General features: G+C 35.3%; 25 protein-coding genes. 11 read left to right on the top strand and 14 right to left on the bottom strand.

Features of this window, described 5'->3' with window-relative positions:
- Window positions 1-124: 124 nt before the first annotated feature.
- The 3 genes from FF52_RS04885 (at window position 125) to FF52_RS04875 (ending at window position 2,734) form a co-directional block, all read left to right on the top strand.
- Window positions 125-1,063 (top strand): ring-cleaving dioxygenase, encoded by a 939-nt coding sequence (locus FF52_RS04885; protein ID WP_008463467.1) that lies wholly within the window; start codon window positions 125-127, stop codon window positions 1,061-1,063.
- A 180-nt stretch (window positions 1,064-1,243) separates the two neighbouring features.
- On the top strand, window positions 1,244-2,050 hold the full coding sequence (locus FF52_RS04880; protein ID WP_008463466.1) for a hypothetical protein: 807 nt from the start codon (window positions 1,244-1,246) through the stop codon (window positions 2,048-2,050).
- A gap of 60 nt (window positions 2,051-2,110) precedes the next feature.
- Window positions 2,111-2,734, top strand: a complete 624-nt coding sequence (locus FF52_RS04875; protein ID WP_008463465.1) for a hypothetical protein — start codon at window positions 2,111-2,113, stop codon at window positions 2,732-2,734.
- Between the two features lie 232 nt (window positions 2,735-2,966).
- Here FF52_RS04875 and FF52_RS04870 read toward each other — a convergent pair whose 3' ends face one another.
- The 4 genes from FF52_RS04870 to FF52_RS04855 form a co-directional block, all read right to left on the bottom strand.
- Window positions 2,967-3,722 carry a LytR/AlgR family response regulator transcription factor gene (locus FF52_RS04870; RefSeq protein ID WP_008463464.1) on the bottom strand — a complete coding sequence of 252 codons (756 nt, stop codon included), beginning with the start codon at window positions 3,720-3,722 and terminating at the stop codon, window positions 2,967-2,969.
- 5 nt (window positions 3,723-3,727) lie between these two features.
- Window positions 3,728-4,822: a sensor histidine kinase gene (locus FF52_RS04865; protein ID WP_008463463.1), complete on the bottom strand. Its 1,095-nt coding sequence runs from the start codon at window positions 4,820-4,822 to the stop codon at window positions 3,728-3,730.
- A gap of 31 nt (window positions 4,823-4,853) precedes the next feature.
- Window positions 4,854-5,900 (bottom strand): beta-ketoacyl-ACP synthase III, encoded by a 1,047-nt coding sequence (locus FF52_RS04860; protein WP_008463462.1) that lies wholly within the window; start codon window positions 5,898-5,900, stop codon window positions 4,854-4,856.
- Between the two features lie 608 nt (window positions 5,901-6,508).
- On the bottom strand, window positions 6,509-7,342 hold the full coding sequence (locus FF52_RS04855; RefSeq protein WP_008463460.1) for a universal stress protein: 834 nt from the start codon (window positions 7,340-7,342) through the stop codon (window positions 6,509-6,511).
- A 212-nt stretch (window positions 7,343-7,554) separates the two neighbouring features.
- On the opposite strand from FF52_RS04855, the gene FF52_RS04850 reads away from it, so the two are divergent.
- The 7 genes from FF52_RS04850 to FF52_RS04820 all read left to right on the top strand — a co-directional run bounded on the left by FF52_RS04850 (window position 7,555) and on the right by FF52_RS04820 (window position 12,101).
- Complete coding sequence (locus tag FF52_RS04850; protein ID WP_008463458.1) at window positions 7,555-8,139, top strand: Crp/Fnr family transcriptional regulator; 585 nt, start codon at window positions 7,555-7,557, stop codon at window positions 8,137-8,139.
- Window positions 8,140-8,224: 85 nt separating this feature from the next.
- Complete coding sequence (locus tag FF52_RS04845) at window positions 8,225-8,758, top strand: YceI family protein (protein WP_008463456.1); 534 nt, start codon at window positions 8,225-8,227, stop codon at window positions 8,756-8,758.
- A 12-nt stretch (window positions 8,759-8,770) separates the two neighbouring features.
- Window positions 8,771-8,989: a tautomerase family protein gene (locus FF52_RS04840; RefSeq protein ID WP_008463454.1), complete on the top strand. Its 219-nt coding sequence runs from the start codon at window positions 8,771-8,773 to the stop codon at window positions 8,987-8,989.
- A 20-nt stretch (window positions 8,990-9,009) separates the two neighbouring features.
- Window positions 9,010-9,747, top strand: coding sequence for an SDR family NAD(P)-dependent oxidoreductase (locus tag FF52_RS04835; RefSeq protein WP_008463452.1), 738 nt, complete (start codon window positions 9,010-9,012; stop codon window positions 9,745-9,747).
- A 20-nt stretch (window positions 9,748-9,767) separates the two neighbouring features.
- Window positions 9,768-10,142 (top strand): nuclear transport factor 2 family protein, encoded by a 375-nt coding sequence (locus tag FF52_RS04830; RefSeq protein ID WP_008463450.1) that lies wholly within the window; start codon window positions 9,768-9,770, stop codon window positions 10,140-10,142.
- A gap of 6 nt (window positions 10,143-10,148) precedes the next feature.
- The gene (locus FF52_RS04825; RefSeq protein ID WP_008463448.1) at window positions 10,149-11,216 is read left to right on the top strand and encodes an NAD(P)H-dependent flavin oxidoreductase; all 1,068 of its coding nucleotides are present in this window, start codon (window positions 10,149-10,151) and stop codon (window positions 11,214-11,216) included.
- Window positions 11,217-11,705: 489 nt separating this feature from the next.
- Window positions 11,706-12,101: a DoxX family protein gene (locus FF52_RS04820; protein WP_008463447.1), complete on the top strand. Its 396-nt coding sequence runs from the start codon at window positions 11,706-11,708 to the stop codon at window positions 12,099-12,101.
- Between the two features lie 214 nt (window positions 12,102-12,315).
- Here FF52_RS04820 and FF52_RS04815 read toward each other — a convergent pair whose 3' ends face one another.
- From FF52_RS04815 to FF52_RS04770, 10 genes are all read right to left on the bottom strand, one after another.
- On the bottom strand, window positions 12,316-13,083 hold the full coding sequence (locus FF52_RS04815; protein WP_008463446.1) for a LytR/AlgR family response regulator transcription factor: 768 nt from the start codon (window positions 13,081-13,083) through the stop codon (window positions 12,316-12,318).
- Window positions 13,064-14,080, bottom strand: coding sequence for a sensor histidine kinase (locus FF52_RS04810; RefSeq protein ID WP_008463445.1), 1,017 nt, complete (start codon window positions 14,078-14,080; stop codon window positions 13,064-13,066). The genes FF52_RS04815 and FF52_RS04810 overlap by 20 nt, the downstream gene beginning before the upstream one ends.
- 250 nt (window positions 14,081-14,330) lie before the next feature.
- Complete coding sequence (locus FF52_RS04805) at window positions 14,331-15,059, bottom strand: DUF1223 domain-containing protein (protein ID WP_035690832.1); 729 nt, start codon at window positions 15,057-15,059, stop codon at window positions 14,331-14,333.
- Window positions 15,060-15,159: 100 nt separating this feature from the next.
- The gene (locus FF52_RS04800; RefSeq protein WP_008463442.1) at window positions 15,160-15,570 is read right to left on the bottom strand and encodes an organic hydroperoxide resistance protein; all 411 of its coding nucleotides are present in this window, start codon (window positions 15,568-15,570) and stop codon (window positions 15,160-15,162) included.
- Between the two features lie 127 nt (window positions 15,571-15,697).
- The gene (locus FF52_RS04795; protein ID WP_008463440.1) at window positions 15,698-16,684 is read right to left on the bottom strand and encodes an alpha/beta fold hydrolase; all 987 of its coding nucleotides are present in this window, start codon (window positions 16,682-16,684) and stop codon (window positions 15,698-15,700) included.
- Between the two features lie 338 nt (window positions 16,685-17,022).
- Window positions 17,023-17,433, bottom strand: a complete 411-nt coding sequence (locus tag FF52_RS04790) for a cupin domain-containing protein (protein WP_008463438.1) — start codon at window positions 17,431-17,433, stop codon at window positions 17,023-17,025.
- A 156-nt stretch (window positions 17,434-17,589) separates the two neighbouring features.
- Complete coding sequence (locus FF52_RS04785; RefSeq protein WP_008463436.1) at window positions 17,590-18,897, bottom strand: epoxide hydrolase family protein; 1,308 nt, start codon at window positions 18,895-18,897, stop codon at window positions 17,590-17,592.
- Between the two features lie 271 nt (window positions 18,898-19,168).
- On the bottom strand, window positions 19,169-20,425 hold the full coding sequence (locus tag FF52_RS04780; RefSeq protein WP_008463434.1) for a retropepsin-like aspartic protease: 1,257 nt from the start codon (window positions 20,423-20,425) through the stop codon (window positions 19,169-19,171).
- 175 nt (window positions 20,426-20,600) lie between these two features.
- Entirely contained in the window at window positions 20,601-23,159 is a 2,559-nt protein-coding gene (locus FF52_RS04775) for a hypothetical protein (protein ID WP_237718524.1), read from the bottom strand.
- 124 nt (window positions 23,160-23,283) lie between these two features.
- Window positions 23,284-23,478, bottom strand: coding sequence for a hypothetical protein (locus tag FF52_RS04770; RefSeq protein ID WP_008463430.1), 195 nt, complete (start codon window positions 23,476-23,478; stop codon window positions 23,284-23,286).
- 197 nt (window positions 23,479-23,675) lie between these two features.
- On the opposite strand from FF52_RS04770, the gene FF52_RS04765 reads away from it, so the two are divergent.
- Window positions 23,676-24,092 (top strand): OsmC family protein, encoded by a 417-nt coding sequence (locus tag FF52_RS04765; protein WP_008463427.1) that lies wholly within the window; start codon window positions 23,676-23,678, stop codon window positions 24,090-24,092.
- Window positions 24,093-24,133 lie beyond the last annotated feature (41 nt).

The raw sequence follows: 24,133 nt of genomic DNA, 5'->3' as shown, positions 1-24,133 counted from the left end.
ATTCTTTAAAAAACATCAAAAACGTGCCGTATTTCATTTCTTAATCTAGGTTAATCGATCCAGAAGCATAACGAACGTAAATTTGTAAAAGAAAAATCAATAACAATTTAATATAACAAATACCATGGAAAATAAAATATTAGGCTTACACCATATTACTGCAATCGCAGGTGACGCTAAACTTAATTTTGACTTTTATTCAAAAGTTTTAGGACTAAGATTCATCAAAAAAACAGTAAACTTTGACGATCCTGGAACATACCATTTTTACTTTGGCGACGAAGTAGGAAGCGCTGGAACAATTCTAACTTTTTTCCCTTGGGGAGAAGGAATCCAACAAGGAAGAAAAGGTTCTGGAATGGCAACAGAAATTGGTTACTCTGTTCCAAAAGGAAGTTTGGATTTCTGGCAGAAACGTTTTGAGAAATACAATGTAATTTACAATAAACCAGCTGAAAAGTTTGGAGAAAAATATTTGACTTTTTTAGATCCAGACGGACTAAAATTAGAGTTAATCGAATCTAAAACAGAAGATAACCGAAAAGCTTGGGAAACAGATGAAGTAAAAGCAGATGTGGCAACAAAAGGTTTTCATAACATTACTTTGACTTTAAACAGCATCAAAGCAACTGCTGCCATCTTAACTGACATTTTTGGTTATAAATTAATCGATCAAGAAGTAAACCGCTACCGTTATGCAACAGATGCTGTAGAAAATGCTGCCATTGTTGACTTGGTGGAATTACCAGAGGAAAAACGTGGATTAAATGCAAACGGAACTATTCATCACGTAGCATTCCGTGTTCCAAATGATGAAATTTTGATGAAATTCAGAGAGAAAATCGAAGATTACGGATTACAGATCACTCCCCAAATTGATAGACAATATTTCCATTCTCTATATTTCAGAGAACCGGGCGGAGTTTTATTCGAAATTGCAACTGATAATCCTGGATTTACTGTAGACGAAAGCTTAGAAGAATTAGGTCAAAACTTAAAACTTCCAGCTCAATACGAACCACAAAGGGCTGCTATTGAAGCTCATTTGGTTAAAATTAATTAATTGAAAAGCTAAACTGGGTTTGATCCCGAAACACACAACTATTTTGAAAAAGCTGTCCTTAATGGGATGGCTTTTTTATTGGGGGGATAAATGGACTTTTGATTTGTGAAAAAACCTATTTAAATTTACTAACAAATAACTATATATCATCTATAATTAAAACTTACTTCTGAATTCATAATGGAAAGAATTAAAGAAATTGCCGAAAAATATATAAGTAGTCTCCCATTTATTAGAAATTTTACATGCACTCTTTTAAAAAATCTAAATTCTTATAAACAACATGGAACAGGAGTTTTTGTAAAAATTGGAGATAATTTTTTTTTATTCTCCGCTGCTCATGTTTTTGATGATTTTGAAGAATTATTTATACCAATTGAAGAAGGCAAAACATTAATAAAACCAGGAGGAAATATTATTAAAAATCATCCAAAAAAAGAAAGAAAGTGTGATGAGTTAGATGTAGCAATTTTAATTTTAGACAACCAATCTGTAAAAGATTTGAGCAAAGATTATTCCTTTCTCGAAAGTTCAAATTTAGAGATTAATCATTCTTCAATTGATTTTATGAGTTACATAGTTTTTGGATATCCTAGTACTTGGTCAAAAAAATTATACTTGCAAGATTGTTTTCATTCCATCCCATTTATTGGATTCACGAAAAGTGTGAATTCAAACGAGTTTAAGAAATTAAACAGAAATGATTTTTTAAATATTATTGTAGAATACGATCGACAAAACACACCAAATCTAAAATCTAAATCAATATGCTATGGACCTGATTTGTTTGGAATTAGCGGATGTGGCTTATGGTATATTGATAATTTTGACTTGACTAGCGAACCAAAATTAGTTGGAATTATGAATGAGTGGTCAATATCTAATAGAGATCGATTAATAGCAACGAGAATTGATGCGTATACAGAAATACTACGTGGAAAAGGAATAATAGATTTTAATGAAACGAATTTATTCGGATTTAAATAAAACCCCTGCTATAAGAAACATTACGCAACGAACTCAATTTAGTTTCTAACACAAAAAAGCATGCCAAAATTTTCAATCTACACAAAGTCTAATAAATTTCATTGGAGCCCAGAAATTATTACATATTCAATACTATTTTTTTGTTGTGGAGTTATGCTTTTTAAACAAGAAGTTCTTAACCTAGAGCATAACTTTATTGATGAAATTTTTATTTGGTTTACCGTTGGCACATTTATGTTTGGTGCAATTTTAAAATTCTATAACTTAAATAAAACTGAACCACTTCGCGGAAAATTTGAAGGTTACTTATCATTTGAAAAGGAATCAATAACTGTGGGCAACGAGATTTATCCAATTGAAAGAATACGAAAAATTCAAATCTCCAATGATGATTATGTTGGTAGATTGGCTCATATTTCAAGCGGAAATTTGGGACCAGCGCTTTCAAATGGAACGAATAACTTTGTAATTATCTATTTTGAATCCGGCACATCAAAAAGATATGATTTTGAATTAATTAATTCAGATGATTTTCAAAAAGTAAGGGAAACGCTTATTTGTTATCACTTAATTGGAAAAATTGATTATTGGGAATTGGCAAATGTATTGGGCGAAAAAAGTACTTCAGAAATTCGTTCACTTACTGATGAAATTAATACGAAAAGAGATATCGCTAAATTTTAAACACTTACTACGAACACACTATAAAAAAAGTTGCCTAGAATCCCGATAGCGCGGATTTGCAATCCGTGCCCGTAAAGATTGTCAATTTTCTGTAAATACAAAAAAACATATTTAGTGTTAAGCTTGTATTTGATAATTTATATTATGTCTCACTGTTGCGGGCACGGATTGCAAATCCGCGCTATCGATGTGACATATTTTAAACCCGAAGACTTGGGATGGCATCTCAAAATCAGCGATCCATCCACTGTTTAAAGAAAGGCGTTTTTTCGCGACTTATGATTACCTCGCGTTCTGGATCAAGTTTTAATTGGATTTTTAGTTTTGCGTTGAAGTAGTTGGCAATAGATTTAATGCTTTCTGCACGAATGAAAAACTGGCGGTTGGCACGGAAGAAAATATTTGGATCTAATTCTTGTTCCAGTTCTTCCATAGTTTGCGGAATAGAAATAATTACACCCGATTTTAGGAATAAATTACTGGTTTTAAATTCAGAATATATAAAATCAATATCGGCGACATCTACGCTTTTGTAGCCGTCGCGATAGGTTACTAAAAAACGCATTCTGAATACAGGTTTCTCAATCAGTTCTTTTAGAATTCCAGCTATATTGGCAACGTTGGCTTCGTTTTTATTTAAAGATTTAAATTTGTTTAAGGCAAACTCCAATTCGTTTTTTTCTATAGGTTTCATCAAATAATCGATGCTGTTAACCTTAAAAGCGCGAATCGCATATTCGTTATACGCTGTCGTAAAAATAACAGGGCAAGTGATTTCGATTTCGTCAAAAATAGCAAAGCTTAGTCCGTCAGCTAAGCGGATGTCCATTGTAATGAGATCTGGAGGCGGATTCAATTTTAGCCATGCAACAGTATCTACAACTGTATCAATAATGCCAAGAATTTCGCAGTTGGGTTCGAGCTCTTCCAACAGCCTTTTTAAACGGCTAGCGTTAATGCTTTCATCTTCTACAATTAAAATCTTCATAACTCTTATATTAATGGCAGACGTACGTCATAATAACCGTTTGATTCAGTGAAAATGGGCATTCTCTGAGATAAAATTTTATAACGGAATTGAATGTTTTTATTTCCAATTCCTGTCGAAACCAACGTTTTTCCAGCGGTTCTTTGCAAATTATTTCGAACAACAATATCGCCAGAATCAGAAAAAACAGAAATCGTAAGCGGATTCGCTAAAGTTGCCATATTGTGTTTTACGGCATTTTCTACCAATAACTGCAAGGTTAAAGGCGGCAAATGAAGAGCTAAAGAAGACGAATCAACTTCAATTTTTAAGTCGATTTTTTCTCCCAATCTTTTCTTCAACAAATAAAAATAGGCATTCAGAAATTCAATCTCCTCTTTTACAGTAATCGTGTCTTTATTTGAGTTTGAAATCATATAACGATATACTCTCGTTATATTTTCTAAGAACGAAGCGGCTTCTTTCTGATCTTCATAAATCAATTCTGTCAAAGTGCTGAAATTATTGAACACAAAATGCGGATCTAACTGCATCTTTAAAGATTCTAATTTTGAACGTGTTACCGCTTCTTGAAGTTCAGAAGCTCTAACTTTTAATTCAGCAGTTTCTATAGCTTTTAAACGCCACCTGTTTAGAAGAAATATTCCAGTATGAATGGCACTTATGAAAAGCGAAATAATTGCAGCCATAATTTTAGACTGCCAAATGGTAACCAAATCATTTTCTTCTAAGGCTGTACATGGATAGAAATAATCCCAAACACTGGAAAAAATAAAATTTAAGAGACTATTTCCGGCAATTAAACAAATAAACTGTGCTATTGCCCTAAATGCCGGATTTTGTTCCCATCTTATATAATAATTCAATTTTCGCCCCACAAAAAGTGTGAGCTCTGTCAAAATCGCGCAATAGACTAAAATAATAAAGATATCAAAGGTCTGATCTAAATCGAGCAGGCTTTGTTGTTCGAAATCTCGGTACGGATTGAGCCAATAATAAGAAGAAAGATAAACCAAAAAAACGGCTGGAATTACTATAACTCTGTAATATTTATAGAAAAAATTCTTGCCTGATTTTTTATTTTGGTTCTTTCTACTCATTAATTCATTCAAAAAATCCAATCCTATCTCATTAGTGTTCTACCAGAACAGCTTCTGCCTTAGTGGTTGCTGTAATAGTTTCAGCTGATTTTCTCTCGCGCATAACTCCCCATTTTAAGCAAGTTGCTCCCCATGAAAATCCTGCTCCAAATGTAGTTATCAATACATTCTGTCCTTCTTTAAAATCATCTTTAAAATCCCATAAACACAACGGAACTGTTGCAGAGGTTGTATTTCCGTAACGGTCAATATTTACTTTTACTTTTTCGAAATCAATTCCTAAACTTTCGCCAACAGCAGTAATAATTCTCAAATTAGCCTGATGTGGAACCACCCAGTCAATTTGGTCTGCTTCTAATTCATTTTTTGCCAAAGCATCTTGCGAAACCTGGCTCATGGCCGCAACGGCTCTTTTAAATACAAAAGCACCATCTTGTTTTAAATAGTGTGTTCTATGTAAAAGACTCTGCATAGACGTTGGATTTCTAGAACCTCCAGCTGGCACAGCCAAAGAAGAAACTCCACTTCCGTCCGTTTTCAGGATTGTTTTCATTAGACCAGCATCAGATTCACTTTTTTCTAATAAAATGGCTCCTGCTCCATCTCCGAAAAGAATACACGTATTACGGTCTTCGTAATCTACGATTGAGCTCATTTTATCTGCTCCAACGATGATTAATTTTTTATAACGCCCGCTTTCAATCATGTTTGCCCCCATTTCCAGCGCATACAAAAACCCGCTGCAGGCTGCATTCATGTCAATTCCAAAAGCATTTGTAAGTCCGCTTTTATCGCAAACAATACTTGCTGTTGGTGCCAAAATGTGATCCGGAGTAGCTGTTGCTACTAACAAAGCTTCTATTTCTTCACGGTCTACATTATAATTTTCGATAAGGTTTTCAATCGCAGCTGCGGCAAGATCAGATGTTGCCGTATCGTCATCTGCGATTCTGCGTTCTCTAATTCCAGTTCTTTTGATGATCCATTCTTCCGATGTATCAACTGTTTCTGAAATTTTTTTGTTGGTTAAAATTGATGATGGTACGTAACCACCTATAGCTGTAATTACTGCGCTCATTGTTTTTTATTTTTTTTTAAGCTTTGTACTCTTAGAACCCAACGCTTAACACTTTTTTTCTTTTTTTGGACTGCTCATGATAGGAATAGAATCTTTGAGGTACCACAGGAAACCAATATAGCATTCCTTAAAAACCGATTAAATCTGTTGGCAATAACTTTTACTGAGAAATAGTGTTTAAAAAACTTAACAAACTATGAACATTATACAAAATCCAATTAAAATAAATTAAAAACCTATACAAAGTGTTCTCTCGGTATTACTCTGTATAGAACCTTTAATTTACCTTATTTTTAAAATCATACTATGCGGTTTCAGTTTGCAGATAATTCCCAATTTTAGCTGTTGCTGTACTGATAAAAAAACCTTTGCATTACGTTTTTAGAGTGCCACAAAATTAATTTAAAAATATCTTAAACCATCAGGTTATTAAGAATAATTAACAAAACTGGTCGAAATGTTAAAATATAATTTTGAAATTCGACAATTAGCTCCAAAAATTATAGAATCTCTAAAATCAAAAAATATCTGTTAAATTTTATTTTGATACTATTTCCTCAAAAAAACTTTATAATTTTTATATCATTAATTTTAAATCAAATCAATCATTAATAATTCGGAAATGACAATAATGGGATATCTAGACCCGCTGCCAGAATTCTAGTTTTGCTTCTGTGAACCAAAGAATCCCAAAAACCGTATTTTTGAGGCACCATAATCAGCAGATCGGCCTCATAATTTTTAATTTCTTTCCTGATTTCGTTAATAACAGCATTCGATCTTACCGTTTTATACAAATATTTTACATCTTCAAATTCTTTTTCAATATTTGAATTCATCAAAATTCTCTGCTGCTCTTCTTTCAAATCATCCAATTTATCATCGACAGTAAAAAACTCAATTTCTGCTCCAAAACCTCCTAAAGTATTTTTGATCCAGCTGAATTTCTTAATAGCCGAAAAACTTAAGCTGTCACAAGCATATAATACCTTTTTTATGTTCACAAAACGGGCAGCCTGAGGAACAGCCAAAACCGGAATCTGTAAGTTTTTAATCGCTGTTGTCGTTGAATTTCCTAATAATTCCTGCTCAAAAGAACGCTCAGCCATTCCCATTACGACAGCATCAGCGTTGGTTTCCTTAATGATTCTCGGAAGCTCATCTTCTAAAAAAGAATAAGTACAAATTGCTGCTGTTTCTATTTGAAATGAATCGGCTATTTCTTTCGCTACATTTTCAAGCTTAGAAATTGCTCGGTCAATCTGCTTCTGCATTGCATCTGCAGTTATATGCGAGTTGGCACTATGCACACTCAGAGAAAATGAATTAAATAAAACCAATTTTGCGCCAGTAGCTTTGGCTAAACCAGCAGCATACGCAACGGCGTTATTTGCAATATCAGAAAAATTTGTCGCGGCGATTATAGTAAGAGGTGAAATCATAAATTATGTAATTAAGCTTTCTGCAAAATTGCCCAAATAAACGCTTTACACCTTTTTTATATCACCGAATAATCATTTTTTACGACCCAACCGTAAAATTTCATCCCCGAAAAAACAGGCTTTATTTTTTGGTTTCTTACTTTAAAAACAAGAAAAATCAAGTCTGTCAGTTTTTATATTTATTACTTTTACTTATTATTAAAACTTAGCGAATGGACGCCAAATCTCTCTTAAAAGAACATGTTTCTAAAATTGTTTCATTGACCGACGAACAATTCGAGTATTTCTTTTCGCATTTTAAAACAGAAACTTATAAGAAAGGGCAAACTGTTATTAGCGAAGGGCAGAATGTTGACAAAGAATATTTTGTTATTTCGGGCTGTTTAAAATCTTTTTATGTTAATGATGAAGTAAAAATGTATATTCTGCAGTTTGCCATGCCTACTTGGTGGGCGTCAGATTATGCGGCGCTTTACAACAAAACCAAAGCAACAATTAATGTTGATTGCATTTCGGATGTTGAAATTCTCTCTCTTTCAAATGACGACCGAGAAAAACTCTGCAGAGAAATACACGAAGTGGAGCATTTTTTTAGATGGAGAACCAATCGCGGTTATGTGGCTTCTCAGAAAAGATTGCTTTCTTTTATGAATAATGATACGAAAACGAGATACGAAGAACTGCTGGCTCTCTATCCTGCCCTATACAATGCTGTTCCCAAACATTTAATTGCTGCTTATCTTGGTGTTTCAAGAGAAACTTTAAGCCGATTGTACAACGCTTCTAAACCACACTAACGAATGTGATCTACATCACGTAATCAATTTTGAATACCGCCATTACTTTGTATTATAAATTAATAACAATTTAAAATACAGAATAATGGAAACTAAAAATTTTAAAATTTCGAATACTGAAAGTCAAGTAAACTGGATAGGAAAAAAAGTTACTGGACAGCACAATGGAACAATTAATATTCAAGAAGGCACTTTTACTTTTTCTAATGACGAACTGACTGGAGGAAATGTTGTAATTGACACCACTTCTATCGTAATTCTTGACGTCACAGATCCTGCAACAAATCAGCAATTTGCCGGACATTTGGCTTCAGATGATTTCTTTTCTACAGACAAATTCCAAACAGCAGCTTTAGACATTACAGCTGTTTCTAAACAATCTTCTTCAAATTATTTTATTGAAGGCAATCTTACGATTAAAGCCATTACACATCCAATTGGTTTTAATCTTGAAGTAAAAAGAAACGATAGCGACTTGAAAGCTACGGGCAAAATCATCATTGACCGTACCAAATATGACATGAAATTCCGTTCTGGAAACTTCTTCACTAATCTTGGCGACACTTTAATCTACAACGATTTTGAATTGGATTTTAACCTAACAGCAAAACTTGCTTAATATCTAGAAATCATGCCATATGTAAAAATTGAAGTAACTCGTGAAGGCGTTACAAGAGAACAAAAGCAAAAGCTAATATCTGGAATTACACAATTAATAACAGATGTTTTGGACAAAGACCCTAGCCTTACACACATCGTAATTCAGGAAATAGAATTGGATGATTGGGGATTTGCAGGCGAACAAGTTTCAGTATTGCGAGAAAAAGGCATTACGGCACAAAAGAAATAATCTCTTTAAAATTAGAAAAAATGAAAACAATTATCATAACCGGTGCTTCTACAGGCATTGGTAAAACAACAGCACAATTATTTTTAGAAAAAGGGTATAATGTGGTGATCAACTCCGCAAATTTACAAAACCTTGAAAACACATATCAAGAATTAGGTCATACGAACCGATTAGCGATGGTGCATGGCGATGTAAGCCTTATTGCTACCGGGAAAAAATTAGTCGAAACGGCCTTAGAACGCTTTGGAAGCGTTGACGTTTTAATCAATAATGCGGGAATTTTTCAGCCACAATCTTTCTTAGATGTAGAAGAAAAGGACTTGGATCGTTTTTTAAACATTAATTTAAAAGGAACTTATTTTACAAGTCAGGCAGCTGTTAGACAAATGCTGCAACAAGGAGAAGGATCTATTATTAATATCGGAACCGTTTTGGTTGACCATGCTATTGATGGATTTCCTGCTACAGCACCAATTTCAAGCAAAGGCGGCATTCATGCTTTTACCAGACAGCTGGCTGCTGAATTCGGAAAAAACAATATTCGCGTAAATGCCATTGCCCCAGGAATAATTAGAAGTCCGCTTCAGGCTAAAACTGGCGTAGACAATGCTGATAGTTTGGCTGGGCTGCATTTATTAAACCGCATTGGAGAAACCGATGATGTGGCGCAACTGGCTCTTTATTTGGCTGAAAGCAATTTTGTAACGGGAGAAATCATTAATTTAGATGGCGGTCACGTTGCTGGCCATAGCATTTGATAACTTCAAAAGTTAAAATCATGGAAAATTTTAGCACAAATGCAGCTTTAATTACGGCTGTACTTATGAATTATTTTAACGGAATTTATAATGGTGATGTTCCTCTACTTCAAAGTGTATTTCATCAAGAAGCGATTATTGGTTTTGATCTTAATGGAGAAACCCATTTTAAAACCGTAAATCAATATTTGGAAGGTGTAAAAAACCGTAAAAGTCCACAGGAATTGGGAGAAGAATTCAAAATGAAAATCCTATCTTTAGAAATTATCAATAATACCGCTGTCGCGAAAGTTCAGGTTCCGATATTCGAGTATAATTATTATGACTTCTTAAGCCTTATCGTTGTTGATGGCAAATGGGTTATCAGTAATAAATTAGCAACTAAAGTAAATTAAAATACAATGTGGAATTCAACCAAAATAACACAGTTACTAGGCATTGAGTATCCAATTTTACAAGGTCCAATGGGCGGTGGTTTTTCAACTGCCGCTCTTTTGGCTTCTGTAAGCAATGCGGGAGGATTGGGCAGTTACGGTGCTTATACGCTCACGCCAGAAGAAATTCGTGAAGCTGGAAAAGAAATCAAACTCGCTACTTCTAAACCTTATAATATCAATTTATGGGTTAATGATGTCGATAAAAGCCTTTTAAATTATCCTTCAGAAAAACTAGAAAAGATAAAACTGCTTTTTAAACCTTATTTTGATGAATTAGGGATTCCGCTTCCCGATTTATCTTCTGATATTCCTTCTAAATTTGAAAAACAAGTTGAAGTTTTATTCGAACTCAAACCAGCCGTTTTTAGTTTCATTTTCGGAATTCCGTCGAAAGAAATACTTCTAGAAAGCCGAAAGTTGGGAATAAAAACTATCGGAGCTGCAACCACTTTAGAAGAAGCGCTTGCACTAGAAGATGCCGAAGTCGATGCTATTATTGCCGCAGGATTTGAAGCTGGCGGCCATAGACCATCTTTCCTAAAACCTGCACAAGATTCTTTTACAGGATTATTTACCCTTGTACAACAATTAAAAGCTAAAACCAAAACGCCAATTATTGCTGCAGGCGGAATTATTGATGCAAAAGGCATAAAAGCTGCTATGGCTTTAGGTGCCGATGCTGTGCAATTGGGAACTGCTTTTATGGTTACCGATGAATCTGGCGCAGCTCCCATTCACAAAGAAATGCTTTTTTTAACCCCAAACACTCCAACAACAGTTTCGAAATCACTAACAGGAAGAATGGGTAGAATGATAAGTAATACCATTTCTGATGCTGTTCCTTTTGAAACTGAAGTATTGCCTTTTCCGCTTCAGACCAAATTAATTGCACCTTTAAAAGTAGCCGCACTCGCGCAAGGAAGAACTGATATGGTTAGTTTTTGGTCGGGACAGAATACAAGCAACTTAAAATACCATAAAGCAAGCGAGTTAATGCAGGCTTTGATTGCTGAAATGTCTGCCCTGCTGTAGTTTTTTACCGTAATCCCGATAGCAATCGGGAGTTAAGTTTTTTGCTTTAGATTGTGTTTTTAAGTTCGCAAAGCATTGTCTTTTATAATCTCGCAAAGTCGCAGAGTCGCAAAGGATTTTATTTTTGAGCCACAGATTATTGTGATTAAAGGAATTTGTCTCTCGCAGATTTAGCAGATTTAACAGATTTTTTTCATATTTAAAAATATAATCTGCTCAATCTGCCAAATCTGCGAGAAATAAAGAAAACTTTGCGACTCTGCTACTTTGCGAGATTAAAAATCATAATATTTTCACACAAAGCTTTGCGAACTTAAAATCTCTAGCATTTATATAAAAAAGATCCTTGCGCTCTTTGCGGTTAAAAAACACCACCCAACATCCCGTCCATTTCACCCCGAAGTTTGTCCGCTTCAACATATTTTCGATTTCGATTTTAAGGCTTTCAACGCACATTTGTACCGTTAAATAACTTTAAATATCAAAATCATGAACTCAAAAACAACAAAAATTATCTATTGGACAGGTGCAGTATTAACTTCTTTATGGTTTGGCGCAAGCGGTTTCTTCGAACTAACAAATAATCCATTAGTTTGGGGAATTACACAGCAATTGGGTTATCCAGCACATTTTATTTATATCCTTGGCGTTTTTAAAGTAGCCGGAGTAATTACACTTTTAATTCCGAACAAATTATTGCGATTGAAAGAATGGGTTTTCGCAGGCGTATTTTTCGACATCATTTTTGCTTTCTTTTCAAAAATAGCCGTTTTAGGTTTTGGTGCTGCGACTGATGCCATTGTAGCCTTTATAATGGTAAGCGTAACTTATGCAATGTATAGAAAACTATATACAGCAACTTACGTTCCTTCAGAAATCAATTAATACAAATTACATTAAAATAAAAATGCCTAATAATTAAACATTAGGCATTTTATTATTTTCTATTTAATCTTTCTTTAATTAATTATCATGAAAAAGATCATCTTAATTCTCTGTTTTATACTTTCAGCTTTGTTCTTTATAAGCTGCTTTATGTTTCCTGGATTGTAAAATCAAACCAATTAGTTTATCTGAAAAAATGATGAATTAATTGGTTTTATCGATTTTCCAACCAGCTTAAAAATGCCGTTGCTTTTTCTTTTCCAACCAATAATTTTTCTTCTGTTGGCACACTTAATTTCACAATTATTTTACGAGAAAAATAATGTTCTGCTTCGCGAATCGCCGAAAAATTAACCAAATATTGTCTATTGATTCTAAAAAACTGAATTGGCGATAAAAGCTTATGAATTTCATCTAACGACTGTGTTAACGGGTATTCGTTTTTATCTAAGGTCATAATTGTCGGCATTTCGTTTTTGATGTAAAAAAACGCAATATTCTCCGTTAAAACCGTTTGGTATTTATTGTTTTTGAAAACCAAAAAACTACTTTTCCCTTTGTTTTCTCCATTTCGCGTTAGCAAATAATCAAAATCGGGCATTGCTTTTTTATTTCTCTGAAAGAAATTTTTTAGTTCTCCCGCTTTCTTTAAAGCCTGCGAAATGCTTTCTCTTGAAAAAGGTTTCAAAACATAATCAATTCCGTTAGATTTAAAAGCATCGATCGCATAATCATCAAAAGCGGTACAGAAAATTACAGGCGATAAAACCTCAACGTTTTTAAAAATCTCAAAACACTGACCGTCTGCCAGCTGAATATCCATAAAAATCAAATCGGGCTGATCGTTTTCTGAAAGATAATCGACCGCGCCGTCAATGCTTTGTATATAAGACAAAATCTGAACATCAGGTCTGATGCTCAGAATAAGTTGGCCAAGAGCTTTGGCTGTTTTTACTTCATCTTCAATTATTATGATAGTCATAATCAAGTGGTATTTTTACTTTAAAGGTAGTTTCGTCTTTGTCAATTTCAATTTCTTTATGAATCAGGTGCATAAAACGCTGGTTGATATTATCTAACCCAACACCTGTAGACACAGCGCCTCTTTTGAGCTGAATCTTATTTTCGACCACTAAAAACTCATTTTCTGTATAGAGTTTTATTTTCAACGGCTTATCTAAAGAAACGACATTGTGTTTGATGCAGTTTTCAATTAACAATTGCAACGTGAAAGGCGGAATCGCCGAATCATATTGTTTTGGATTAATTTCATTTTCTAAAACAAATCCGTCTTCAAAACGCGCTTTCAGCAGATAAACATACGAATCTAAAATTTGTAGTTCTTCGCTTAGCGGAATCAAATCCATTTTTCGGCTTTCGAGCGTAAAACGATAAAAATCAGATAGTTTCAAAATAAAATCAGAACTCTGCGGGTCTTGAATATCAACCATAGATTTCAGCGTATTCAAACTATTGAACAAAAAATGCGGATTGACCTGCTGTTTCAATAATTCGTATTGAGCGCCTAGATTTACTGCTTTGGTGCGTTCTAGTTCGACTCCCATTTGCTGGGTTTGATAGTTCTGAAAAAGCAGATGCAAGAACATATACACAATCAGATTGATCAAAACTCCGCGAAGTTCGAACATAATCGGCGCATCCATTTTTGAAACCTGAAACAATTCTTGATGCGCAATTACCAGAATCACCATCAAGACAATCCCAAGAATAACACTCAGCAAAAGTTTCCAGTTAAACAGACTTTTATTGGCATGATTAGCAGAAAATTTGGGTAAACTGTAGATGTTGTAATACCATATAAAAAGAGAAAACAACAGCGTAATCGAAGAATTTATAATAAGATCTCCAGGTGTAGAATCGGCATCAAATAATTTGGGTATCGAAGCCATAACTGCCAAGGCAATCGAGCTTCCCCAAATGACTTTGAGCGAAACCTGAAAACGTTTTTGTTTTTCCATAATTGAAGTTTGTTTTTTTGATCTTACTCTGTCAAAGATAGGTTTATTTTGAAAAATTAAATTAGATTTTTACTCTCGCAGATTTTGCAGATTTAGGAGATTTTTTTTTGAGAAAACCAACGTTACACGTTTAGTTTGTCATTTCGACGAAGGAGAAATCTCCACAAGTAACTCCATACAGAATGTCGCCAATCTTTGTAGAGCTTCTTACGGAGATTTCTCCTTCGTCGAAATGACAACTAAGGTGACCCTAAGCACGTTTCACCCCAAGAATAGCACCCGATTTTATATCTTGAACAAAGCCAATAATTTCAAAATCTTGCGTATTAAAATTCTTAGGCAAAGTGATTGCCGAGTTTCCTTTTGCTACTTTCAAATCGATAGTTTGCAAACGCTGTACAATTTGGTAATGTGATAAAACGCGATGCGCATTTTCTCCTCGCTTTACATTGCTTTTAGCCGATTTCTGAACTACTGCAATAAGCAAATGACTGTTTTTAAAAGTACCATTAATACTGTAATTCAGCGACAATTTATCATTTTGCTGTTTGGTTTCTAAAGACAAATCAACCGCAGCGGGTTTTGAAAGCGCCAATTTTATTCCGTTTCTAAGACTTGTTTCCTGAGAACCTATATAATCTGTTTTTCCGTTAATGATTACTTGAGGCGTATAAATCGGTTCTTTTCCTATAAACTGAGCGTAATCGTATTGTCTTTTAGTAAAATCAGCATTACTGAAAATATCTTTCCAACCCTGTTTATCCCAATAATCAACATGATACGCCAATACATAAACATTCTTATCCTTGTATGCATTCTGAATTTTTCCCAGCAATTCATCTGCTGGTGGACAGCTCGAGCAGCCTTCTGAAGTGTATAATTCTAAAAGTGCAAAACCTTTTGAATTGTTTTGGCTGAATATGCTATTTCCAATCAGAAGAAACAGCGAAAAAATCAATATTATTTTTATCCTTTTCATAATTTCTATTTAATTAAACCTGACAGGTTTTAAAAACCTGTCAGGTTTGTTAAGAGTAGAGTTTTCGGGTCAACTCATAACTCATAATTTAAAACTCTTTTTAAAGAATATTAATCTCAACGTTTATATTTCCTCTAGTTGCTTTAGAATACGGACAAGTCTGATGCGCTTGAGCTGCCAAAGCTTCTGCAGTTTGAATATCAATTCCTGGAAGGCTGATATTTAATCTTGCCTGAAGAGAATATTCACCACTTGTTACACATAAATCGACCTCAGCGTCTACCGCAGTTTCAGCCGGAAGTCTAACTCCCAGTTTAGAAGCAGCAATTCCAAGTGCTCCCATAAAACAAGCCGACCATCCCGCTGCAAATAACTGTTCTGGATTTGTTCCCGGACGTGAAGATCCTGGTGTGCTTAATTTGATATTCAATTGTTCATCTGAACTTTGAGAAGCTCCTTCTCTACCGCCCGTTGTGTGTGTTTTTCCTGTGTATAAAACTTTTGTTTCCATGATTTTCTTGTGTAAAATGTTATATGTAAAATGTTATATGTAAAATGTTATTTGTGAAATGTTTATTGTTATTGATTTTTGATATTGTTATTTGATTTGGAATTTGGAATTTCAAAAAAAATGGAATTTATTTAGATACATCAATTATCGCTTGTGCAAATGCTTTTGGATCTTCTTGCGGAACGTTATGTCCGATTCCTTTTAAAATTCTGTGTTCGTATTTTCCCGTGAATTTGCTTGCGTACGCTTTTCCATCCGCAAAAGCGCCATCAAAATCACTCCCTATTGTAATAGTCGGAACTTTAATTTCTGGTTTTGCAACCAAACGTTTTTCTAGATTATCGTATTTTGCTTCTCCTGCTTCAAGGGACTGTCTCCATCTGTAATTGTGAATCACAATCGCTACGTGATCTGGATTATCAAAAGATTGCGCTGTTTGATCGTAAGTAGCTTTGTCGAAGTTCCATAACGGAGAAGCGATTTTCCAGATCAGTTTATTAAAATCATAAGTGTTTTGTGTGTAACCTTGTTTTCCTCTTTCGGTTGCGAAATAATATTGGTACCACCATCCTAATTCGGCTGTTGGAGGAAGCGGTTTTAAGTTTGCTTCTAAATTCACCACCAAATAACCACTTACAGAAACCAAACCTTTTACGCGCTCTGGCCAAAGCGCTGACATTACAACTGCTGTTCTTGCTCCCCAATCGAAACCTCCAATTACAGCTTTATCGATTTTTAACGCATCCATAAAAGCGATAATATCACTTGCTAAAGCTGCCTGCTGACCGTTTCTGAATGTGTCTTTCGAAAGGAAAGTTGTTGTTCCGAATCCGCGTAAATATGGTGTGAAAACGTGATATCCTTTTGCTACCAAAATCGGAACGACTTCATTGTAACTGTGAATATCGTATGGCCAGCCATGAAGCAAGATTACTGGCGTTCCGTTTGACGGACCTGCTTCGGTATAACCCACGTTTAACAATCCGGCATTGATTTGTTTTAATGTTCCTAAAGAACTGTTTACTTCAATTGTTTTTTTCTGTGAAGTTTGTGCTTGAGTGAAAGCTACATTCATAAAAAGAATAGCGATTAGAATATTGGATAGTGTTTTCATAATTTTTATTTTTTGATTAGTTGATTATCAGTTAATTTCTTCGTCAAAGGTATTTTGACAATGCTTGTTTTAAAAGGTAAAAAAAGGTGAAGTGGACAAAGTTGAGGGTGAAATGGACAGGATTCGGGGTCGTGTTTTTTTACCGCAAAGCACGCAAAGGTTTTTTGTCTAGATTGCGTTTTAAGTTCGCAAAGCTTTGCAAATAATACGATGTGAAATTCTCGCAAAGTCGCAAAGTTTTAAAAACAAAAGCTTTGTGAACTTAAGGTCTTTAGACATTTATCTCAAACAAAACTTAGCGACCTTTGCGTTAAAACTATACGCATTTCAACCTGAAGCTATTTTTTCATTACAAGTATCGGTTTTCCTTTTTCTACGATATAAGTTGCCAGTTCCGAAGCCTTAAAATTGGTATTGTTTTTAGCAGAATGAACTACTCCTGCAGGAATAAAAAGCACTTCTCCTGCTTTTAGTGTCACTGGTTTTTCTCCTTCAATCTGATATTCCAGCGAACCTTCAACAACGTAAATGACTTCTTCGCCTGGGTGAGAATGTTTTCCGAAAGCTGAATGCGCATCAAAATCGATTCTTGCTTGTACCATTTCTTTTCCTGGAGTGCTTAGATCATGTTTTTGCAAATCGATGCGTTTTACTCCTTGTGCAGTAATCTGATTCGGAACTAAAAAGGCAATAATTCCTAAAACTATAATCGCGATTATAACCCATGTTTTTTGTTTTTTCGTTTCCATGATTTTTTATGTTTTTTAGTCTAGTGTATATTTCATTTATTTCACGCAGATTTCAAAAAGATTTGCGCTGATCTGGCAGATTTTTTTTAATTTATATTTGCGTTAATCTGTAAAATCTGCGTGAAACAACTTTTATTTTTTTCCCTATGTTCTTTATTAATGTTTTCCTCTTAAACTTCTGAAAGCATCACGAAGTTCAACCGTAAAAATTTGTGGTTCTTCCCATGAGGCAAAATGACCTCCTTTATTTACTTCATTGTAATAAGACAAGTTTTTGTATGCTTTTTCAGCCCAGCTTTTTGGGGCTTGATATATCTCTCCAGGAAAAACCGTGATCGCTACTGGAATTTTAATATCAGCTGTTTTCTGTTCGAAAGCATTAAAATTGTTATTGTTATTTTCCCAATATAATTGAGCCGAAGAATTAGCGGTATTAGTCAGCCAATACAATGAAATATCGTCTAACATTTGGTCTTTAGTAAGTGATTTTTCGGCATTTCCTCCGCTATATGTCCATTCGTTGAATTTATCCAAGAAGAATGAGGCCAATCCTACAGGAGAATCTGTCAATCCGTAACCTAAAGTCTGCGGGCGCGTTACCATCATTCCGGCATAACCACCGCCTTTTGTATACAATTTGTTTAGCGAATTAAAAGCTGCTTTTTCCTTAACCGATAATCCTGCAGGAGCTGGATCGCCATTTTTTAATGCCTTAGCAACATCAGCAGGAACAGTTGCGGGCATATTCACATGAATACCCAATAAACCTTCTGGAGCTTGGCGTGCCATAGCATCTGCAATTACAGAACCCCAATCACCACCTTGCGAAACATAGTGTTTATAGCCTAAACGTTTCATTAAAACGTCCCAAGCATTTCCAATTTTCTCTGGCCCCCAGCCTGCTGTTTTTGGTTTTTCAGAAAAACCGTAACCTGGCATCGACGGAATTACCAAATCGAAAGCATCTTCTGCCTTTCCTCCGTAAGAAGTCGGATCTGTAAGCGGTCCAACCACTTTTAAAAGTTCAAAAACCGAACCTGGCCAACCGTGTGTAATAATCAGCGGCATTGCATTTTTGTGTTTCGATTTTACATGAACAAACTGAATATCCAATCCGTCTATATTGGTTACAAACTGAGGCAAAGCGTTTAGCTTATCTTCGGCTTTATGCCAATCATAGTCCGTTCCCCAATATTTTACAAGACTCTGAATCTGATTCAGTTTTACCCCTTGCGACTGATCATTTACCGTTTCCTGATCTGGCCATCTTGTAGCATTGATGCGATTGCGAAGATCTGTAATCGCTTCCTCTGAAACACTGATATTATAAGGGCGAATTAGACTTGCATCATTTTTATTTTGTTTGTCCTTATTCTGTGCAAAAGAAGCCGATGCCAACAACATAAAAGTTCCAGTTGCAATTGTTTGTATAAATGAATGTCTGTTTCTCTGAAGTGTTTTCATTTTTTTGATTTTTAAATTAGTGTTATTCGTTAATTTCTTTGTCAAAAGTATTTCGATAACCCTTCATACGAAATCAGAAAATAGGTGAAGCGGACAAACTTCAAGGTGAAATGGACAGGCTGTAAGTTGTGAATTATGAGAGGGATTTTTACCGCAATCCCGATGCTATCGGGATTGCGAACTTTGCGGTTAAATAAGCAGTTAGCAAAAAAAAAATCAGGTATAGTATGTTATCACTATCCTGATTTATATAATTCTTCTATGGCTAATTCTAATTCTCTAATTTCAAATAATTACCATCAAAACTAATCACGACTTTTTTAAATTGCCCGAGTATATCCTGACCGATATTCCCATAGTTTACTTCGCCATAAACGCCATAATCCGTTGGGGCAATTTCCATTTTTGGAAGCTGAATTGCTTTATTTCCGAGTGATATAGACTGGTCTTTTAAAACCAAAACTTCAGTCGAAACTACTTCTGCACCAGCGCTAGAAGATTTTGTCGTTTCTAAAGTGCCTATAGAATCCAGATCCGTTTTGAATGTTTCGTAAAATGCTTTGTTAAACAAACTTACTTTTGCACCGCTGTCAAAGTTAAACGGCAAGGTTTTGTTTTTATACTTCAACATTACAATCGCTCTGAGTTCGTCGACAAACAAGTTTTTTTCGTTTGCACTTGATTCTGATTCTTTAGAAAACGTCAATTTATCTTTTTCAAAAGTAATTGTTCCTAATTCTTTTATTATCGGAAAACCAATAATTCCGTTAATCACATACGCTCCATCTGCAAAAGTAAAAGCCTTATCTGGATATACTAAAAACACTGCGTTATGAATTTTCAGTTCTCCTAAATTAATCTCCGACGCAACACCAATACGGACTTTATTCTTCTGCCCTGTAAAACTCTCCACCGAAATATTATGGTCTGGAAGAATTTTAACTCCCATTTTTTTCGCTATGCTTTCTGTAATACAGCTAATTCCTGCTCCAGTATCAAAAACAAAATGAGAAACAGTGTCTTTTGCTTTAACCTCTGTTGTAATCAAACCCGCTTTGTCTTTTACAGCAGCAACAGTAATTTTAGTAAATTTATCTATAGATTGTGGCCTAGTGCCTCTAAGCGTCTTCCAAATTTGCTGCGTGTTTATTTCATCCTGAAGTTCTTCTTTGGTAAAACGCTGCTGAAATTTCATTGTTAAAACTTTAGAAGCCATATAAGCCGAATTGTAACTAAAGAGTTTGATGTAATTATCATCTTTCAATTTGGCAAATTCGTACGTATTTATAAGTTCATTGTTTTTTAAACTATCTAAATACTGATTTGATAACTTTGGCTTGTTACACACATTGGCATATAATCCTTTATAGAAATAATAATCTTTACCCTTTTCTTTGCTGTTAAGACTATCCATTTTAGCAAACTGATGCTGTTTACTCAGCTGTTTTAAAATAGAATCCGATTTTGTCTGCCCCAATAGTATTTGCACCGCAAACAAAAGGCCAAGTAAAAGTTTATTAGAATTCATTTATCTGATTTTTTGAATGTTAAATATAAGGAAAATCCGAAAAAATTAAAGTTTCAAATTCCAATTCTTTGTCTTGAAATTTGAGTTTTTAAAAATTGAAATTTTCAAAAAAAAATCAGGTCTAACATTTCTGTCCTTCCTGATTTTTTTTGAATTAATTAACCTTTACACTTATTTATCTTCTTCCTCTAAAACCTCCGCCGCCTCTAAAACCGCCACCGCCGAAGCCACCTCCATTAAAACCTCCGCTTCTTTGAATATTTTGGAAACTTCGAGTTTGCATTTCGCCGCGATCTCTTGAAAAAGCGGATCGGTCTAGATCTCTTGTAACATCAGGATGACCTGCCTCTCCAAGCGGTTTATTTGGTTGTCCAAGCGTTTGATCTGCTTTAGGGAAATTATCCCTCTGAATTCCGTCTCCCATTCGAGTTTCACCTCCTAGGTTTTGGTTGTCGCGCTGCATACGTTCTCCAGCTCCATTTGCACCAAGTCCTTGATTATCGCGTTGAATTCTCTCTCCTGCTCCATTTGCGCCAAGTCCTTGATTAGGTCTGTCACGCTGAATCCTTTCTCCCGCTCCGTTTGCGCCAAGTTCTTTGTTAGCTCTATTCTGAATTCCTTCACTCGCTTTTTTAGACGAACCCAAAGTTCCTGCTTGCGTCCAGCCGCCGTTTCCGTTATTATAATGGCTCCAGTTTCCGTTGGCATCTCTTTTATAGACATGCCCATCGTGACCAGCATACACATTATTATTAGTGTGAATTGTTGTTCCTCCGCCTCTTCTATGCATAATTACACCTTTTTTTCCGCTCGAAGTTTCATAACCAATTGCAGTTCCGCGTCGCGTTGTAATATGTCCTGTCTGCGCCCACTGATTTCCGTTTGTTGCTGCAGAATGCCCCCATTGTGCATACGCATTGTGCCCTTGATTCGTTCTTGCATAATTTCCTGTCCATGGATTATAAGTGCTTGCAGCGGTGCGTCCGCCATACCAACCTTGCACACTTGCAGAACGTCCGTATCTTCCCGTTGCGGGATTATACCAAGCCGAAGTTCCAGCTGCACCATAAGGCCCATAAACACGTCTTCCAGCCGCATAACCACCTGTCCACGGATTATAAACGGCTCCTCCTCCATACGCATAAGGCCACGGACGATAAATCGGATACAGTCCGCCGTAATACACATAAGGCGGATAATACCATCCAGTTCCATAAGTCAAGATAGCGCCAAAAGTTGCGCCAATTATAAAAGCACCCAAATAACCTGCTGTTGCACTGCTTTCAACCGTTGTATCGGTTGTGGTTTGCGTAACATACGTCACATTATACACAGGCGAACTTGGCGGAATCGTATAAATTTCTTTCGGAACCGAATCGCATGTTTTCCAAGGTCCGTTCGGACTTGTCGACATAAACCAAACCGCTTGAAAACACAAATAATACAAATCGCCCACTTTTATAATCTTCTCTTGCGTGTTGCTTGCATATTGCATTTTAGTTCCATCGATAGGTTTAAACTGAGGCGTTCCGCCATCATACGATACTTTTACTTTTGACTCAGCATCCGATTTCTTTAAAATAGCGGTTGTCGGAACTTGCGATAACATAACAGCATCATTTGCTTCTTGTGTTCCAGGCACAGATGACAATACATTGGCACGCGGAGAATCTTTCGGAATTTTAGCAAAATCGGCCGGAAGACTATTACTGGCATAACTCCACGGTCCTGTTAGTTCTTTAGACTTAAACCATCTTCCAGACAATAATACATAGTACTGACCTTTATTTTCGTCAGCAAAAATATCATTCTCGGTATTGTCAATATATAGCAATTTTGTCCCTGGAATTTTAACAAACTTCGGGCTTCCGTTTATGGCAATCAATTCGGCTGGTTTATTGCTGTAGAAAACCTCGGGAGCTCCTCCAGAAGACGGAGGCGGAATCATTTTCTTAACATCATCAAAATTCTGTCCCGAAGGCAGATGGCTTAAACCTGAAGGCAGTTTGGTTGTTTTAGTCCATTTACCTGCGAGATTTTTCGAAGTTAGCCAGATATTCTCCACCAATACATAATAATCTTTTGTGGTTTTATCAAAAAACAAGTCCCAATTGGTATTTACCACATATTGAATATCCGTTTTTTCTACAGGCACCAAAACGGGTTCGCCTTGCACAATAAGCAAAATCGACGGATTCGTACTGTAAAAAATAGTTGGAGGATCGTTTTTAGCAGCAATTCCCTTTGGCGGACTTTTGGTATGACTTAAATCTGCCAAAATACGGTCTACCGAGATTGGATCTCCGCTCTGAGGCAGCGTTTCTTTAAACATCTCTTCCATTTCAGGCACTTTCTTTTCATCCAAAGCTGGAAATCGCACATCGGTTACCTGAATATTTTTAATAAAAGCGCTTCGATTGTCTTTGTCGACCAATGTCCCAGCTTTTAAAGAAGCTACACCCAAAACCTGTTTTCCGTCTTTTGGAGTCAGCGAAAAAGCCACTCGGGCAATAATTTCTTTAAAATCTTTCCAGTCATCTATCTGAGGCTGATAATAAACCAATTTTGTACCGTTATTTTCAGCTTCGCGAGGCCAGCCGCGATCTGCAATTAATGTAGAGTCGGCAAGATTTGACTTTTCAGTTTCGGTAGATTGACCTGTTTCTTTATCTTTTTTGCACGAGAACAAAACTGCACTCAAACAAACTCCAATTATTAGAAAAGCATTTCTCATAAATTTAAAAGTTAGATTATTCATTGAAAACTTATTTTCTCGATCGTCTTATAAAATTGTTTCGCATAAAATTAAATTCACCTCATAAATAAAACTACAAATCAGTCCCTTACTTTGTTTCACATTATAATTTGAAACCAAATAATCCTTCTTTTGCGAACCTAGATTTTAAATCTGTTTCTAAATAAGTATGATAAAGTGAAGCATTGACATTGACATTGATATTAATTAGGAGCTGCTTCCCGCTATCCGCTATATCTTTTCCTTGATAAAGAAGCAAGAAAAAGGATGCCGCTACTATCGGGGCTAGGGCATTCATTTTCAAAAGGAAGTTTTCGAAAAATTTATTTAAAGTCTTTTGCGTTCTAACCCCAATCTAATCAATACTTATAAATTATTTTTATAAATACTAAAAATTATTAATTTGATTAATAAACACCTTCCCTATACCTTTGTCTCATCAAAATCAAAGAAATGATTTGAACATCTTAAAAAATAACTTAAAAAATAGAAATTATGAAATTTACAAGAAGAGCAAACGCAAACTGGAAAGGTACAGGAATGGAAGGAAAAGGAACCATTAGTACACAAAGCACAACTTTAGACAATGCGCAATTATCATTTAAAACCCGTTTTGAGCAAGGTGTTGGAACCAATCCTGAGGAATTAATCGCAGCGGCACATTCTGGCTGTTTTACAATGCAGTTAAGCTTTTTATTATCTGAAGCTGGTTTTGTTCCAGAAGATTTAGATACAACGGCTAAAGTAACTTTTGAGGACGGAACTATCACTTTAATTCAGCTAGAACTGACTGGAAAAGTACCTGGAATTTCAGCAGAGGACTTTCAGCAAACCGCTCAAAAAGCAAAAGAAATTTGTCCAATTTCTAAATTGCTGAATACTGAGATTACTTTATCAATCACTTTACTTTAAATAAATCCCAATATAAAAATCCCAAATTCCAAATCTGAATG

Source organism: Flavobacterium sp. F52 (assembly GCF_000278705.1).
Taxonomy (GTDB): Bacteria; Bacteroidota; Bacteroidia; order Flavobacteriales; family Flavobacteriaceae; genus Flavobacterium; species Flavobacterium anhuiense.
This window is presented reverse-complemented; position numbering and strand designations above follow the sequence as displayed.